Below are 15,166 nucleotides of genomic sequence, written 5' to 3' on the forward strand. Positions count from 1 at the left end.
CCCTCAGAGTACAGGAAAACCGGGGCAATGTCAACGATTCGAGAAATTTTGCTGCCAAATCCCTATTGACATCCGGCCCAGACTCCGCTATACTAGCAGCCACCCAGATTATTTTCATGCCCAAATTAATTTCACGCCACAGCCAGGATACCCACCCCCTGGACGTGGCGGCGCCTTCGGCCCTGATCCCTGCTGTCCATCCGCCATATTTTGCTTGGTGTGTTCCAATCCCTTGGGTCGCCCCCGGCGCATTTCGTCCGATCCGTTTCATTCACTGCGTTTCATCGAGGGCATATGGTCAAACATGCCACCCACATCAAAGCAGAAAACCAGCGCAGGCTGCTGCTCACCCTGCTCCGCCACCAGCCCATCTCCCGGGTGCGCCTGGCCCGCTGCACGGGGCTCTCCTCCACCACGGTGACCCACCTGACGGCCCCGCTCCTGCGGGCGGGCATCCTGGCGCCGGCCGGCACAGACCAGGAAGCGGCCACCGAAGGCGCCGGCCGCCCCCCCCAGGCTCTGGTCCTGGTGCCAAAAAGTCGCTTAGCCCTGGGCATCCACCTGGGCGTCCGCCGGGCAGTGGTGGCCCTGAGCACCCTGGAAGCAGAACTGGTCGATCAGCGGGTCATCCCCCACCCCCAGGGTGAATCGCCCGAAGGAATACTCGCGGCGCTGGCCGATGCGGCCCAGGAGTTGCTGGCCCATCATGGAATTACCCTGCCTTCGGAGCGGATCGTGGGGGTGGGCGTTGGGGCCTCTGGCCTGGTGGAAGCCGAGAGCGGCGTCAACGTGTGGGCGCCTGCCCTGGAATGGCACCATGTGCCCATCGCCGCCATCCTGGGCCAGCGGCTGGGGCTTCCCGTGGCGGTGGAGAATAACGTGCGCTGCATGGCCCTGGCGGAATCCCTCTTCGGCGCGGGACAGGGGAAACGGGTGCTGGCCTTCATCTACGCCCGCATGGGCGTGGGCGCCGGCCTGGTGGTGGACGGCCGCATCTACCGGGGGGCCTGGCACGCAGCCGGCGAAATCGGCCACTGGACCGTGCTGCCCCACGGCGGGGAGCTCTGCCGCTGCGGCAACCGGGGCTGCCTGGAGACCCTGATTTCCGAGCGGGCCCTGGTGGCCCAGTCCCAGCAATTGGCGCCGGCGGTGGTCCAGGGGCAGGCCGATCCCCTGGCGGCCATCTTTGCCGCCGCCCGGACCGGCCATCTCCCCCTCCGCCAGATGCTGGCGGAGCGGGCCGAATATCTGGGCATCGCCCTGGCCAACCTGGTCAACGCCCTCAACCCCGAACTGATCCTGCTGGGTGGCCTGCTACACGAAGGCTACGACCTGATTCAGCCGGTGGTGGAACAGGTGCTGCGCCAGCGCTCCTTCCACGGCATCGGCGCCCAGGCCGAACTGCGCCCGGCCACCTTCGGCGTGGACAGCGGCCCGGTGGGCGCGGCAACCCTGGCCCTGAACGCCTTTTTCTACGGGAGTGTGCCGGCCCGCCACACGCGAAAGAGACAAGCCCAGCCATGACCCACACCATCGCCTTCTTCGCCCTGGCTCGCCCCACCTTCGATGTGGGCCTGGCCCAGGAGATCGCCCAGACGGCCCTGAACCAGTTGACCGTAGCCGGCTACCGGGTGATCGGCCCGGGCGCCCGCCTGGTGATGGATGCAGCCGCGGTGGAAGCGGCCCTCGCCGACTGGCCAGAGGAACCCTGCGACCTGGCTGTTCTGCTCCAGGCCTCCTTCGCCGACAGCGCCATGGCCCAGTCCATCGCCCGTGCCATGCATGCCCAGGGCATTCCCCTCCTGCTCTGGGCTGTCCCCGAGGCCCGCACGGGCGGCCGGCTGCGGCTGAACAGCCTGTGCGGCGTCAACCTGGCCGCCCACGCCCTGGCCCGGCAGGGCATCCCGTACGACTACCTGTTTTACCCGGCCGGGGATGAAGCCGCCCTGGCCAAGGTCGATAGCCTGGCCCGGGCCGGCTACGCCCGCCGGATCCTGGCCGAATGCCGTATCGGGCTCCTGGGCCAGCATCCCCCCGGCTTTGACACCTGTGCCTACGACCAGGCGGAGCTGGCCCGGACCCTGGGGAGCCAGGTGGTCCCCATCCCGCTGGCGCAGGTCCTGCAGGCCGCGGCCCAGGTTCCCCCGGCCCAGCGGCAGGAAGCCCTGGCCCATCTGGCCCGCTGGGCCCCCAACCTGGACGAGCTGGACGCCCGGGCGACCGCCGGCACGGCCGGGGTGTACGCCGCCCTGCGGGAGCTGGCCACGGCCCGGCACCTGGATGGGCTGGCTGTGCGCTGCTGGCCCGAGTTTTTTACCGAGCTGGGCTGCGCAGCCTGCGGCGCCATGAGCGCCCTGACCGAAGAGGCCGTACCCTGTAGCTGCGAGGCCGACGTCCACGGCACCCTGACCCTGGTGCTCCTCCAGGCCATCAGCGGGGAGCGCCCCTTCATCGCCGACCTGGTGGATGTGGACGTGGACGACGACAGCGCCGTGCTCTGGCACTGTGGGCTGGCGCCCCCGTCCATGGCCGATCCGGCCCAGGGCATCCAGGGCACGGTCCACAGCAACCGGGGGCTGCCCCTGCTCTTCCAGTTTGCCCTGAAGCCGGGGCGGGTCACCCTGGCTCGATTGCACCACCTGCCCGGCCAGGGCTACCGGCTGGTGGTAGGCGGCGGAGAGATGTTGTCTGCCGCGCCCAGCTTCAGCGGCACCAGCGGCGTCATCCGCTTCGACCGGCCGGCTCGGGAGGTGTTGGACAGGGTGCTGGGCCAGGGGTTAGAGCATCACCTCTGTCTGGTCTACGGGGAGCATCGCCCCGCGCTGGCTGCCTGGGCCCGCCTGATGGGGCTGCCCATGATGGATCTGACGGCCACGCCCCGGGAGTTTCTGCCGCCCGATGGTCCGGTGAAGAAGTTCGATATGTGAGTTTGAGGCAAGTTTGGCCAGGCCAATTCATGCCAAGTCCATTCACCAAAGACAGGAGGAACACCATGCAGGACAATCGACTTTCGCGACGGGCATTTCTGCGCAGCGTAGGGCTGGGCGCGACCGGCCTCTGGCTGGCCGCCTGTGCTGCGCCGACCGCGGCGCCGGGCACCGAGAGTGCCGAGGGAGGGGCCGCGCCGGGTGCCGCCGCCATCACCCTGGACTTCTTCGCCTGGGGCGATCAGACGGACATCCCGGCCTGGGAACAGCTGGCCCAGAACTACATGGAGATGCACCCCAACGTCACCCTGAATGTCTCCCCCACCCCGGGCGCCGACTACTACGCCAAGCTCCAGACCCTCTTCGCCGGCGGCACGCCGCCCCATGTGGCTTCGTTCCAGGGCTGGGAGTGGCAACCCTATGCGGACCGGGGGCTGCTGGCCCCGCTGGACGAGTACGTGCAGGACAGCGGCCTGACCGCGCCCTACCCCGAGGGCATCCGCAGTCTGGAGGTCTCCACTCGCCGCAATGGCCAGATCTACCTGATGCCCCTGCAGGTGGCGACCATGGTCATGTTCTACGTGCCGGCTCTGTTCGAGGAGGCCGGGGTGGACCTGCCCACGGACGACTGGACCTTCGAGGACTTCCTGGCCAAGGCGGAGGCCATCACTGATACCTCCGGCGACAAGAAGCGCTACGGCTACCAGGCCAACGGCATCTGGCCCCGGGATATCCACTGGATTCGAGGCACCGGCAAGCAGGAGTTTGACGAGCTGGTGGATCCTCACACGGCCATGTTCGACCAGCCGGAGATCATCGACGTGATCCAGATCGTGGCCCAGGACGTGATCTACAAGATGGGCGTGGCCCCCCTGCCGGCGGACACCGACACCGGTGCCAACACCATCCAGACCGGCAACGTGGCCATGAAGTACGAAGGGGCCTGGTTCTTCACCCAACTCAACAGCCCAGCCCTGCGGGAAGAGGGCAAAGAGATTGTCTTCGATGTGGTCATGATGCCCAAGCAGCAGGACCCGGAGCGGCCCCACCGGGGCTGGTCCGAGGGGGTGGCCATTCCCCGCACCGATCTCGTGGGCGAGGCCTGGGGCTTTGTCAGCTACATGGGTGGTGAAGAGGGCAACAAGCTCTACGCCACCATCACCGGGCGCATCCCCAACAACCTGGATTTGATCGAGAACTTCTGGATCCCCACCATCGCCGAACGCTTCCAGGTTCAGAACGGCAAAGCCTTCCTGGAAGCCATCAAGCGCTCTGAAGTGGACGTGATCGGCGGCGTCTCCCGCACCCAGATGTGGAACGAGGTGGTCAAGCCCGACGGCTGGGACCGGCTCAACAACAACAGTGCCACCGCAGCGGAGGTGCTGCCGGTGGTGAATGCCGGGGTGCAGGCGCTGTTGGATGAATATTGGGCGAATCAGTAGACAGTAGTCGGTAGTCGGTAGACAGTAGACAGTAGACAGTAGACAGTAGAAGGGGCGGGGGCGGGTGGTCTGCCGTTCCTCCGCCCCGGGTTTTCTGGATGCTTGCCTGAGGGAGAAGAGCCATGGCCACCGTGACACCTGCCCTGCCTGGGGGGCGGCGGAGCCCATCCCGGCGTCGGTTACAGGAGTGGCTGGACGGTTATCTGTTCGCCGCGCCCTTCATTGTGGGGTTTCTCTTGTTCATCGCCTATCCCATGCTCTATTCGGTCTATCTGGCCTTTATGGACTGGGATCTGCTTTCGCCCCCCCGTTTTACCGGCCTGAAGAACATCGTCCGCCTGTTTGAGGATCCCAAGGCGCGGCTCAGCCTCTACAACAGCGCCTACTACACCGTCTTCGCCGTGCCGTTCCAGCTCCTCATCTCCTTTTCCCTGGCGCTGGCGCTGACCCAGAAGTTGCGCTTCCGGGATTTCTATCGGGCAGGCTTCTACCTGCCCATCATCGTGCCCCTGGTGGCCAGCGCCGTGGTCTGGCAGCGGGTCTTTCACCCGGAATTTGGCATCCTCAACGAGGTGTTGGGCTGGGTGGGTATCCCGCCCCAGGCCTGGCTCTTCCGGCCGGAGCTGGCCAAACCAGCCTTCATCTTCATGTCCTTCTGGATGATCGGCCGCCAGATGGTCATCTTCATTGCCGGCCTGGGCAACATCCCAGAGTCGCTGCTGGAGGCGGCCAACCTGGACGGCGCGGGGACGTTCCGGCGCCTCTGGCATGTGACCATCCCGTTGATGACGCCCCTGATCTTCTACAACATGGTCATCGCCATCATCAACTCGTTCCAGACCTTCATCCCCGCCATGATCATGACCCAGGGGGGGCCGGAAAATGCCACCCTGTTCGCGGTATTGTACATCTACCGCCAGGGCTTCGTGAACTTCAACATGGGCTACGCGTCGGCCCTGGCGTGGGAGTTCTTCATCATCGTGGTGGGCTTCACCATCGCCCAGTTCTACCTGTCCCGCCGTTGGGTCTATTACGAGGGTTGAGCCTGGGAGGCAGCCATGCAGACGCATGTGGACATACACGCCAAATCGCTTCAGGAAAGCCGGGCCCGCACCTTGAGCCGCAACCGGCTCTTCCAGGGGCTGTGGCTGGGCTTCCTGCAGATCTTGATGACCGTCCTGGTGATCAGCTTTCTGGTGCCCACCCTCTGGATGGTCAGCTCCTCGCTGAAGGCCTCCACCGAGATCTTCACCCATCCCATCCAGTGGCTGCCCCAGACGCCCCAGTGGCACAACTACGCGAAGGTGTTCGAACTGCAGCCCATGGGCACCTTCATCAAAAACACGGTGATCGTGGTCATCTTCGCCGTGCTGGGAACGGTCATCTCCTCCATCATGGTGGCCTACTCCTTCGCCCGTATGGAATGGCCTGGACGTCGCTTCTGGTTTTCCCTGCTCATCGCCACCATGATGCTGCCGGATGTGGTCACCCTGGTGCCCCGTTTCGTCCTCTTTCGGACGCTGCCTGCCTTTGGCTTCCAGGGGCAGTCCAACTGGCTGAACACCTTCCTGCCCCTGATCGTCCCCTACTGGACAGGGGTGACGGCCATCTACGTTTTCCTGATCCACCAGTTCTTGCGGGGCATCCCCATGGAGCTGGAGGATGCCGCGGCCATCGATGGCGCCAGCCGGTGGCGGATCCTCTTCCAGATCCTGTTGCCCCTCTCCAAGCCGGTGGTGGCCACTGTGGCCGTCTTCGCCACCCTTCAGCACTACAACGACTATTTGAACCCCCTCATCTACATCCGTTCCCGGTCCCTTTGGACCATGCCCCTGGGCCTGGCCGCCTACAACGACGCCTACGTGCAGAACTGGGAGGTGGTCTTCGCTGCCAGCACCATCATGGTCATCCCCATGGTCCTGATCTTTCTGGTGGCCCAGCGCTACTTCGTCCAGGGTATTGCCATGACCGGCTTCGGCGGCCGCTGATGATTGGATCCAAAGATTTTACAGACAACACAGCGAGGACTGGAGGAGATCTGTGTGAATCTGTGGATCCAAAGGGGGCGGTCAGTGACCATCCACAGAAACAGAATGACCCTGGTGGGTAGACGTGGAGTGGGCCGCCAGCGGAATTGTGGCGCTGTTCACTTTGGCCTGGCGGCGCCGCACCTCGTTGAGCAGCATGTAGGTCCGACGGCCATTGTCGGGCAGAGAGTAGCGCATGGCATAGGCCTTTTCCAGCCACTGGCGCGCCTCGGCAAACTGCTGCTTCTGAGCCAGGATGGCCCCCAGGTTGGAGGCGGCCAGGGCCGACGCCGGATTCTCGGCCAGCTCGGCCCGCAACCGGGTTTCCTGATGGTCCAGCCGGGAGTTTCGCCGCAGGATGACGCCCAGGTCAAAGATGATTTCAGGCAGGATGCTGGGCTCCTGACACTCGGCCCGATGGCGAATCCGGGCCCGGTGGCGGGGCACAATCATGTCCAGCTCCCGGACGACCCGCAGGTAGAGATTCGCCTGGGCAAAGTCCCGGGAGGGATGGAGCTCCAGCGTCTCGCCGGCATCCACCACCACGTTCAGCAGATCCTCCTCATCTTCCTCGCCTTCGTTAATCAGCGCCAGAGACTGAAGCAGTACAGGTTGGCCCGTGTGGTTGACCACCTGGATCAGGTTCCCTTTCCGGGTCGCGGAGACCCAGGGCGTATCGGCCCGCAGGTCGCTGCCCAGGGGGAGGGCCTGGCGCTGGGGAAACTGGACATCCAAAAATTCCAGAAAATCCGCCGAGTAGTTCTTGAAGATCCCCACGTGCTCGTGCACTTCGTCGTCTTCCAGCAGCTCCACCACCACCTTCTGGCCGATGTAGCGTTCCAGCAGGGGATCGTGGACGTGGCCCACCTGGCCGATCACCTCGCTGCCCAGGCTCTTGAGGTGGGCCTCCCCGGTCTCGGTGATGTAACGGCCGGCCGGCTTGCGCAGCCGGCCCACCAGCACGCCGATCATCTCGCTCAGGGACTCCCCGGCGATGTTGAAGAAGTGGCGTACACCCCGCCCCAGGCGCCGCAGCGGACCGGGATGAAAAGAGCGCTCCAGGTCCCGCTGGCGACGGGCCCGGCTCTCCTCCGCCAGATCATCCACGTAACGGAAGATGGCCTGGATCTCGCCATATTCCTCGCCGTAGAGGATATAGCTGGACTCCACATGGTTGGCGTCCTGCACCAGGTTGCGATAGCGCAGTTCCAGCCCGGTGGGCTCCAGCTCCATTACCCCCCAGATAATCTTGCCGTTGACCCGTTCCAGGGTGACGTGGAAGCTCTCAAAGGATTTGAGACAGGGATCGCAGCGCCTGGAGCGCAGATAGGCACCCACCAACGTACCGAAGAAGATGAGGCCCAGGGTGGCCAACAGGGTAACGTCGAAAACTTCACGCAGGGCAGCCATGGCACTCCCCTTTCTCCATGGGGTGGTTGCCTCAAGGATCGTATACCTTGAGCGGGATGAATGAGGGCATGATCCTATCAGTGCATCACGAAGGGGATGCCCGACCGTCCGGCGGCTTTAGGGAGATCTCCGTTCGTGTCCGGCTGATAGACTCGGGTGTTTGGGATGTGAAAAGTTAACAGACCAGGGGGGCAATGCAGTCAGCGCCTTCGTTACGGGGGCTGTTTACGTAGGTGCTGACCGGGTATGCTTCCATGGCCTCGGCCGGAAATGGACGAAGTAGGTGGTGCAGAAGGGAAGCCCGCTCCCGTTCCCGATCCAGGTCGATGGTGAGCCAGTTCTGGTAATCCTCGGGCGCCACGATCACCGGCATGCGGTTGTGGAGGGGAGCCATCAACTCGTTGGCCTCGGTGGTGAGGATGGTGCAGGATTCCAGGGCCGAACCATCCGGGCCCGTCCAGAATTCCCACAGGCCAGCCATGGCAAAGGGAGAGCCGTCCCGCAGGTGGACGAAGTAGGGCTGCTTGCCCTTGCTGGTGCGCTGCCACTCGTAGAAGCCATCGGCCGGGATCAGACAGCGGCGGCGCTTGAACGCGGCCCGAAAGGAAGGTTTCTCGGCCACCGTTTCGGCCCGGGCGTTGATCAGGCGGCTGCCCATGCTCGGGTCTTTGGCCCACGAAGGGACCAGGCCCCACTGAACCAGCGCCCACTCCCGGGTCTGGGTCCGGGCGTCGGCGCGCACAATGGCCACCGGCTGGGTGGGCGCAATATTATAGCGTGGAGCCAGCTGCGGCGGCTCCGCCAGGTCAAAAAGCTCGGCCAGCCGCTCCGGCGATGAGAACAGCGTGAATCGTCCGCACATGGCGTCATTATAGCACCACGATTGGCAGCACGTCCAGTGCTTCAAGATGACCGCGGGACTATGTTCGTGCACTCGCTTACTACCTGGCTGCCTGGCGATTTTTCCCCTCCCCGCGACCGTCTGTGTTATACTTAGCCCTGGCGTAAATGCGCCAGTCCGAAGTCCGAAGTCCGGAGTCCTGAGTCTGGCGTAAATATCCTGGCACTGTGGCCAGGATTGACCCAACAGGCGTTGTCCCGTCGACCCAGGACAACGCTCGAACGTTTAAACCGGGACCAATCAACCTGAAAGTCCATGACCGTTTTGACCATCTCACCCGGCGATGCCCGCATTCCCCAGGGTGTGGCCGACTACTTTTGGGAAGAAGCATATCAACGGCGCCAGTTGGAAGGCCAGCTATTGGCACTTTTCCGCCGCTGGGGATACGGCGACGTCATCCCCCCCATGTTCGAGTATGCAGACACCCTCAACATCGGCGCCAGCCCCCGGCTCCAGCAGGAAATGTATCGTTTTCTGGACCGGGACGGCCACACCCTGGCCCTGCGGCCAGACATGACCATCCCCGTGGCCCGGCTGGTGGGTGCCCGCCTCCACGACTGGCCCATGCCCCAGCGCTTCTGCTATGCGGGCAGCGTCTTCCGCTACACCGACCCCCAGGCCGGGCGGCAGCGGGAATTCTTCCAGGCCGGGGTGGAGCTCGTCGGGGCCAACACGCCCGAGGCCGATGCCGAAGTGCTGGCCCTCACCGCCCACGGGCTGGAGGCAGCCGGCCTGACCGACTTTCGCCTGGTGGTGGGCCAGATCCAGTATTTCCGGGGGTTGCTGGAGGCTCTGGGTCTGACGCCAGCCCAGGAACAGGCCCTGCAACAGGCCATCGACCGCAACAGCGCCGCCGAGCTCAACGACTTTCTCGAGCAGACGCCCCTGCCGCCGGAACAACAGGCCAGCGTCCTGGCCCTGGCCGAGCTCAGCGGCGCCGACGTGGCCCAGGTCCTGGAGCGGGCCGGTCGCTATTGCCTCAACCGCGCCATGGCCGCCGCGCTGGACAACCTGCGGGCCATCAGCCAGGCCCTGGACGCCTACGGCGTAGGCAGCCGGCTCTACCTGGACCTGACGGAGATCCACAACCTGGGCTACTACACGGGCATCACCTTCGAAGTGCTTGCCCCCCAACTGGGCTTCCCCCTGGCCAGCGGCGGGCGCTACGACAATCTGGTGGGCGCCTACGGCCATCCCCAGCCGGCGGTTGGCGTCGCCATTGGCCTGGATCGCCTGTTGTTGGCCCGCCGTCTCCAGGAGCGTCAAAGCGTCTCCTCCCCCACCCGCCCCATCCCGCCCGACCTCCTGGTGGCCACCGGCGGCGACCGTGGGGCGCTGGCCATTGTGCAGCAGTGGCGGGAGGCGGGACTTCGGGTGGCCGTGGACGTGAACGGCCGAGGGGAAGAGGCCCTAACCATGTACGCCCGCAGGTTGGGTATCCCCCGGGTACTGACCTGGACAGGAAGCGGCTTTCATGTCCGTGAGACAGCCGGGGACGCCACCGGCCAGCCCGCCTTCTGGCCGGCAGAGGAATCCTTTCAGCGGGGCCAGGCGCTCCTGGAGCAGCCGGCCGCTCACCCCAGGGGAACCTCATGAGCCAGGAAACCCACACCCTGATGTTTGCCCTGCCCAAAGGCCGCATGCTGCCCAACGCGCTGGGACTGTTGCGTCGTGCCGGCTTTTGGACGCCGGATCAGGACAACGGGCGCAAGCTGATTGTGGAAAGCCCGGATGGCCGGCTGCGCTACATCATGGCCAAGCCGTCGGACGTGCCCACCTATGTGGAATATGGCGCGGCGGACCTGGGCATCTGCGGCCTGGATGTTTTGCGGGAAAGCGGCCGCAACGTCTATGAGCCACTTCTGTTGCCCTTTGACTACTGCCGCCTGAGCCTGGCCGGCCCGGCCGACCGGCCGGACTGGCCCCTGCGCTACGCCAGCCAGCCCCGGGTTGCCACCAGCTTCCCCCGCCTCACCACCGAGTTCTTTCGCTCCCGGGGGGTCAACGCCGAGATCATCAAACTCAACGGCTCGGTGGAGTTGGGGCCGCTGGTGGGCCTGGCCGACCTCATCGTGGACCTGGTCTCCACCGGCAATACCCTGCGGGCCAACGGCCTGGTGGAGATCCGTACCATCATGGAAAGCCAGGCGGTGCTCATTGCCAACCGGGCGGCCTACCGCCTCAAGGCCCCGGCCGTGCAACCCCTCATTCAGGCGTTGCGCCAGGCCATCACCCAGCAATCAGAGGGTGCGTAGGGCATGGTGCGTGCACTCACGCCAGCCTGTACCAGACCTGCCGACATAGCCAGTCAACACAATCTGGAGCAGGAGAGAAAATCGCAATGGTGGAGATAGTGGAATCCGCCCAAATCGCCGGCGTCAAGTTCGTCCGGCTGCGGGCCTTCAGCGACGAACGGGGACGCTTTATGGAGACCTTCCGCAAGGAGTGGTTCCCCGAACGGAGCTGGGAGATCGTCCAATGCAACCGCAGCGACAGCGAGGCGGGCGTGCTGCGGGGGCTCCACTACCACCACCGCCAGGTGGACTACTGGCACGTGACCCAGGGCCACATTCGGGTGGGCCTGGCGGACCTGCGGGTGGGTTCGCCCACCTTCGGCGCGGTGGAGACCGTGGAGGTGGATGCAGCCAGACCGATGGGCATTTTCATTCCCACGGGCGTGGCCCACGGCTTCCTGACCCTCTCCCCCGCCACCCTGACCTACGTGGTGGACAATTACTACGACGGCCAGGACGAGAAGGGGGTGGCCTGGAACGACCCAACCCTGGGCATCCCCTGGGGCGTCCAAGAGCCGCTCCTCTCCCCCCGGGATCGGCAAAACCCCCTTCTGGCCGACATTCCCAGGCAGGCCTTGCCCGTCTGGACCCATTGACCGGGCGTACGCCCACGGCAGCTTCAGTTATCCAGCCCAAGCAGTGGTAAGCAAGGAGTGGTGAGAAGGTGAGCGAGAAAATTCGTTTCGGCGTCATCGGCGGCAGCGGCGTCTACCAGATGGAAGCCCTCCAGGATGTGGAGGAGATCCAGTTGGAGACCCCCTTTGGCCCTCCCTCGGATCGCTACGTGGTGGGGACCCTCCACGGCCAACGGGTGGCCTTCCTGGCCCGCCACGGCCGGGGGCATCGCATCAGCCCATCCCGCCTCAACCAGCGGGCCAACATCTACGGCTTCAAACTGCTGGGGGTAGAGTACCTCATCGGCGTCAGCGCCTGTGGTAGCCTGCAGGAACAGTACGCACCGGGCCACATCGTCATCCCGGATCAGCTCTTCGACCGCACCACCGGCCGCGCCCTCAGCTTTTTCGACGACCCCACCGTGGGCACCGACGGCCTGGTGGTCCACATCAGCCTGGCCGAGCCCTTCTGCCCCTTCCTGAATCAGATCTGCTATGAGGCGGCCCGGGAAACGGGCAACCCGGTGCACCTGGGCGGCAACTTTGTGACCATCGAAGGCCCCCGCTTCAGCACCAAAGCCGAAAGCCGGGTCTTCCGCAGCTGGGGCATGGACATCATCGGCATGACCACCACGCCGGAGGCCCAACTGGCCCGGGAAGCGGAGATGAGCTACTCGGTCATGGCCCACGTCACCGACTACGACGTCTGGCACGAGACCGAGGAGCCGGTCACGGTGGAAGCCGTGGTGCGCACCCTTCTCCACAACGCGGAGGTGGCCAAACAGGCCGTAGCCAACGCCATCCGCCGTCTGGCCGACGCCGGCCCGTCGCCCCAGGCCAACGCGCTGCAGGACGCCATCATCACCGACCGGAGCCTGGTGCCTCCTGAGGTTGTCCAGCGCCTGGAACCCATCATCGGCAAATATTTCAGCGGCAAATAGCCCGTCGGCAATTCCGGCGAGAATCGGCCGATTGCCCCTGAAGCCCGTCCATTTTGTGGAGCGGGGTATCCACCGGCCCGGCGCGGTTTTGACGCCAGATGGCGACAGGCCCCAATATTTGCCCAAAGCAGCCCCTTGGCCTATAATGGCGTCAAAATTGGACGTAAAATGGCTGCATGGATGCTACATGTCGCCACATGTTAAGGAGAGAGTGCCATGGCGAAAAAGGGACCACGCGTGCTGGTTAAGATGCGCAGCACGGAAAGCGATCACATGTACCTGACGGAGAAGAACCGCCGCAACGATCCCAACCGGCTGGAGCTGCGGAAGTACGATCCCATCGTCCGCAAGCACGTGATCTACCGGGAAACCAAGTAAGCGGATCCGTCGCAGGCGGTTGTCGCCGCCCGTGAAGCGGGCTCTGTTGACATTTGACCGTTCGGGTATTTGCTTCACCCCAGAGAACACAGGGCGCGGCCAATTCGCCTGTGATCTCTGGGGTGAATGGCGCTTTGGACAGGGTCCACAGGCTGCGGTTCATCGTTGAGACAGTTGAAACAACCCCAGGCGCAGCGGTCCAGCCCTGCGCTTTTCTTTTGGGTTGGAATTCCTGTTGGGGTCCGCAGCCGTGAAGCGAGAAGGCCGCCGGTCAGCCCAGCAAAGGGAGACACACCCGGGGCGCAACGTGTCGGGCCCTGGAACCGAAAGCCCGTCTGGGGCGTCAACAAAGAGCCACGATCGGATAGACGTAGCCAGACCGTACTTGAGGTGTAGGGCATTTGTGTTAGTACAGATGGCCAAAATCGGGTAAGATGTGTCCGGTTAAACGCTTTCGGGCAAGTGCCAGGAAGAGATTCATGCGTAGATTGGTTCTATTGGCAACATTGACTTTGTGTTTTAGTCTGCCGGCCCTGGTCTATTCCGTCCAGCCGGCCCACGCCACAACCCAACAGGTGACCTTCAGGCCGGGGGACAACCACAGGGAACTCCTGGGCGTCATCCTGCCGGCGGCAGCAGCCATCCTCTCTGCCCAGGCCACCGAGCCCGTCACCCCAACGGCCACGCTCACCGCGACCGCACCCATTTCCCCCCTGGTCACTCCCCAGGCCTCCCTCACCCTCACCGCTTCTGTCACGGCCAGCCAGGCTATCACGGCCCCTTCGCCCCTGGCGACCCCCACACCTGTCGGGCCCACCAGCGACGCCCTGCAGGAAGGGCCGCTGGCGGGCACCATCATCGCCAACCGCAGCACGGCCACCATCAAATTTTTCGTGGAGGGGGAGACCTATACCGTGGCGCCGGAACGCTCCCTGGGGCTCAACCTGCCACGGGTAACAGCCGTGTTAAGCCTCTACAACTGTGATGCCAACACGCCTGAAACCCAGGCAGGCTGCTTCTGGGACCCCTACGTGGTGCAGCGGGACGGCTTCTACGAGGTGGTCAACAAAGCGCCGGCCGGCCTGGGCGTCACCCTCGTCCTCCAGGCGGCCAACAACCCACCGGCCAATCAGGTGTGGGTCCAAAACCGGACCGGGCAGCCGGAAGCGGTGGTCTTCAAGAACGAAGTCTTCGAACTGCCGCCGTCTTACGTCCAGGAGTTCAGTGTGGTGGAGGGGGCGCCTGCCATCCTCTACGTGCGACACTGTGTCATCCTGAACGGCCAACAGGCCTGTGAGTGGTCGCCGAAGACCCTGGAGCCAGGGGTCTATTACGCCATTGAGGCCGTTGAAACGGTCGGTGGCCTGCCGGGCAGCCAGATCTTGACGGCCGATCTCCGCCCTGTAGTTGCCCAGGATGGCCAGCAGGTGGCAGGTCCGCAGGAGATCCTCTGCCGCCTGCAGGTGCCCGTGTTGAACGTACGCACCGGCCCCGGCCTGCAATACCAGATCATCGCCAAGGTCCGGGCCACGGATGACAATCCGGGTACCGTACTGGTTGTGGGCCGGGATACAGCAGGAGAATGGCTGGCCGTGGACCAGCGGGTGGCGCCCGGTGGCTGGGTGACGGCAGAGCCCAGCTACATCCTCTGTGATGGCGACATTGGCACCCTGCCCATCGCGGAAATCACAGACGGCCGCCTGGCGCCCACGCCGACACCGGTGCCTGTCGCCACCGGAAACAACACCGAGAACAACAATGGAACGCCGGCTGCACCGGCGGCGCCGTCAGAAAGCGGCAACGGAACCACGGAGGAAAACGGCCAGGCCCAGACCGGCCCTACGATTCCCGAAGGGTTGGCGGTGTTGGTGGTGAACAACGCCTTTCAACATCAGATGCGCTTCACCCTGGACCAACAGTACCGCCCTGAAGAGGGCCCCAGCGAATACGACCTCCAGCCCGGCGAGAGCATGACCATCGTGGTCTTCCCGGGTAAGATTGCCTTCACCGCCAGTAGCCCGTGGAATGGCCTCTCCGGCAATGCCGAACTGGAGATCGACGCCGACGCCTCCCAGACCCTCTGGTTGCGTTTCGAACCAGACCCGGACGGCTCGGGCCGCTGGAACCTGCACTGGCAGTAGGGCGTGTGGGCCAGGCGCCCACCAGAACAAAAGCGGGGGCAAATAGAATTGCCCCCGCTTTTTGATTGGCGTCGCTCCCTTCGCCGGGGAG

The 15,166-nt window shown here is 64.6% G+C and carries 13 protein-coding genes; 11 read left to right on the top strand and 2 right to left on the bottom strand.

The window, feature by feature from the left end; genetic code table 11:
- Nucleotides 1-294: 294 nt before the first annotated feature.
- From FKZ61_RS10570 to FKZ61_RS10590, 5 genes are all read left to right on the top strand, one after another.
- Complete coding sequence (locus tag FKZ61_RS10570) at nucleotides 295-1,524, top strand: ROK family protein (protein WP_141610083.1); 1,230 nt, start codon at nucleotides 295-297, stop codon at nucleotides 1,522-1,524.
- A complete protein-coding gene (locus FKZ61_RS10575) occupies nucleotides 1,521-2,927 on the top strand; it encodes an L-fucose/L-arabinose isomerase family protein (protein WP_141610084.1) in 1,407 nt (468 codons plus the stop codon). Before FKZ61_RS10570 ends, FKZ61_RS10575 begins: the two co-directional genes overlap by 4 nt.
- 65 nt (nucleotides 2,928-2,992) lie before the next feature.
- Entirely contained in the window at nucleotides 2,993-4,369 is a 1,377-nt protein-coding gene (locus tag FKZ61_RS10580) for an extracellular solute-binding protein (RefSeq protein ID WP_170199555.1), read from the top strand.
- Between the two features lie 122 nt (nucleotides 4,370-4,491).
- Nucleotides 4,492-5,412 carry a carbohydrate ABC transporter permease gene (locus FKZ61_RS10585; protein ID WP_141610086.1) on the top strand — a complete coding sequence of 307 codons (921 nt, stop codon included), beginning with the start codon at nucleotides 4,492-4,494 and terminating at the stop codon, nucleotides 5,410-5,412.
- A gap of 15 nt (nucleotides 5,413-5,427) precedes the next feature.
- Nucleotides 5,428-6,357 (top strand): carbohydrate ABC transporter permease, encoded by a 930-nt coding sequence (locus FKZ61_RS10590; protein WP_141610087.1) that lies wholly within the window; start codon nucleotides 5,428-5,430, stop codon nucleotides 6,355-6,357.
- 81 nt (nucleotides 6,358-6,438) lie between these two features.
- Here FKZ61_RS10590 and FKZ61_RS10595 read toward each other — a convergent pair whose 3' ends face one another.
- Nucleotides 6,439-7,806, bottom strand: coding sequence for a tetratricopeptide repeat protein (locus FKZ61_RS10595; RefSeq protein ID WP_141610088.1), 1,368 nt, complete (start codon nucleotides 7,804-7,806; stop codon nucleotides 6,439-6,441).
- 175 nt (nucleotides 7,807-7,981) lie between these two features.
- The gene (locus FKZ61_RS10600; RefSeq protein ID WP_141610089.1) at nucleotides 7,982-8,668 is read right to left on the bottom strand and encodes an SOS response-associated peptidase; all 687 of its coding nucleotides are present in this window, start codon (nucleotides 8,666-8,668) and stop codon (nucleotides 7,982-7,984) included.
- Between the two features lie 294 nt (nucleotides 8,669-8,962).
- On the opposite strand from FKZ61_RS10600, the gene hisZ reads away from it, so the two are divergent.
- The 6 genes from hisZ to FKZ61_RS10630 all read left to right on the top strand — a co-directional run bounded on the left by hisZ (nucleotide 8,963) and on the right by FKZ61_RS10630 (nucleotide 15,075).
- A complete protein-coding gene (hisZ, locus tag FKZ61_RS10605) occupies nucleotides 8,963-10,303 on the top strand; it encodes an ATP phosphoribosyltransferase regulatory subunit (protein WP_141610090.1) in 1,341 nt (446 codons plus the stop codon).
- Nucleotides 10,300-10,962 (top strand): ATP phosphoribosyltransferase, encoded by a 663-nt coding sequence (hisG, locus tag FKZ61_RS10610; RefSeq protein ID WP_141610091.1) that lies wholly within the window; start codon nucleotides 10,300-10,302, stop codon nucleotides 10,960-10,962. The genes hisZ and hisG overlap by 4 nt, the downstream gene beginning before the upstream one ends.
- A gap of 86 nt (nucleotides 10,963-11,048) precedes the next feature.
- Nucleotides 11,049-11,597 carry a dTDP-4-dehydrorhamnose 3,5-epimerase family protein gene (locus FKZ61_RS10615; RefSeq protein ID WP_141610092.1) on the top strand — a complete coding sequence of 183 codons (549 nt, stop codon included), beginning with the start codon at nucleotides 11,049-11,051 and terminating at the stop codon, nucleotides 11,595-11,597.
- Between the two features lie 68 nt (nucleotides 11,598-11,665).
- Entirely contained in the window at nucleotides 11,666-12,556 is an 891-nt protein-coding gene (mtnP, locus tag FKZ61_RS10620; RefSeq protein ID WP_141610093.1) for an S-methyl-5'-thioadenosine phosphorylase, read from the top strand.
- A 216-nt stretch (nucleotides 12,557-12,772) separates the two neighbouring features.
- Nucleotides 12,773-12,934, top strand: a complete 162-nt coding sequence (gene rpmG, locus FKZ61_RS10625; RefSeq protein WP_141610094.1) for a 50S ribosomal protein L33 — start codon at nucleotides 12,773-12,775, stop codon at nucleotides 12,932-12,934.
- Nucleotides 12,935-13,413: 479 nt separating this feature from the next.
- The gene (locus FKZ61_RS10630; RefSeq protein WP_141610095.1) at nucleotides 13,414-15,075 is read left to right on the top strand and encodes an SH3 domain-containing protein; all 1,662 of its coding nucleotides are present in this window, start codon (nucleotides 13,414-13,416) and stop codon (nucleotides 15,073-15,075) included.
- Nucleotides 15,076-15,166: the final 91 nt, after the last annotated feature.

It is taken from the genome of Litorilinea aerophila, assembly GCF_006569185.2.
GTDB lineage: Bacteria > Chloroflexota > Anaerolineae > Caldilineales > Caldilineaceae > Litorilinea > Litorilinea aerophila.

Coding starts and splice junctions, on each gene's coding strand:
- FKZ61_RS10570 (WP_141610083.1), top strand. CDS start 295: ATGGTCAAACATGCCACCCACATCAAAGCAGAAAACCAGCGCAGGCTG.
- FKZ61_RS10575 (WP_141610084.1), top strand. CDS start 1,521: ATGACCCACACCATCGCCTTCTTCGCCCTGGCTCGCCCCACCTTCGAT.
- FKZ61_RS10580 (WP_170199555.1), top strand. CDS start 2,993: ATGCAGGACAATCGACTTTCGCGACGGGCATTTCTGCGCAGCGTAGGG.
- FKZ61_RS10585 (WP_141610086.1), top strand. CDS start 4,492: ATGGCCACCGTGACACCTGCCCTGCCTGGGGGGCGGCGGAGCCCATCC.
- FKZ61_RS10590 (WP_141610087.1), top strand. CDS start 5,428: ATGCAGACGCATGTGGACATACACGCCAAATCGCTTCAGGAAAGCCGG.
- FKZ61_RS10595 (WP_141610088.1), bottom strand. CDS start 7,806: ATGGCTGCCCTGCGTGAAGTTTTCGACGTTACCCTGTTGGCCACCCTG.
- FKZ61_RS10600 (WP_141610089.1), bottom strand. CDS start 8,668: ATGTGCGGACGATTCACGCTGTTCTCATCGCCGGAGCGGCTGGCCGAG.
- hisZ (WP_141610090.1), top strand. CDS start 8,963: ATGACCGTTTTGACCATCTCACCCGGCGATGCCCGCATTCCCCAGGGT.
- hisG (WP_141610091.1), top strand. CDS start 10,300: ATGAGCCAGGAAACCCACACCCTGATGTTTGCCCTGCCCAAAGGCCGC.
- FKZ61_RS10615 (WP_141610092.1), top strand. CDS start 11,049: ATGGTGGAGATAGTGGAATCCGCCCAAATCGCCGGCGTCAAGTTCGTC.
- rpmG (WP_141610094.1), top strand. CDS start 12,773: ATGGCGAAAAAGGGACCACGCGTGCTGGTTAAGATGCGCAGCACGGAA.
- FKZ61_RS10630 (WP_141610095.1), top strand. CDS start 13,414: ATGCGTAGATTGGTTCTATTGGCAACATTGACTTTGTGTTTTAGTCTG.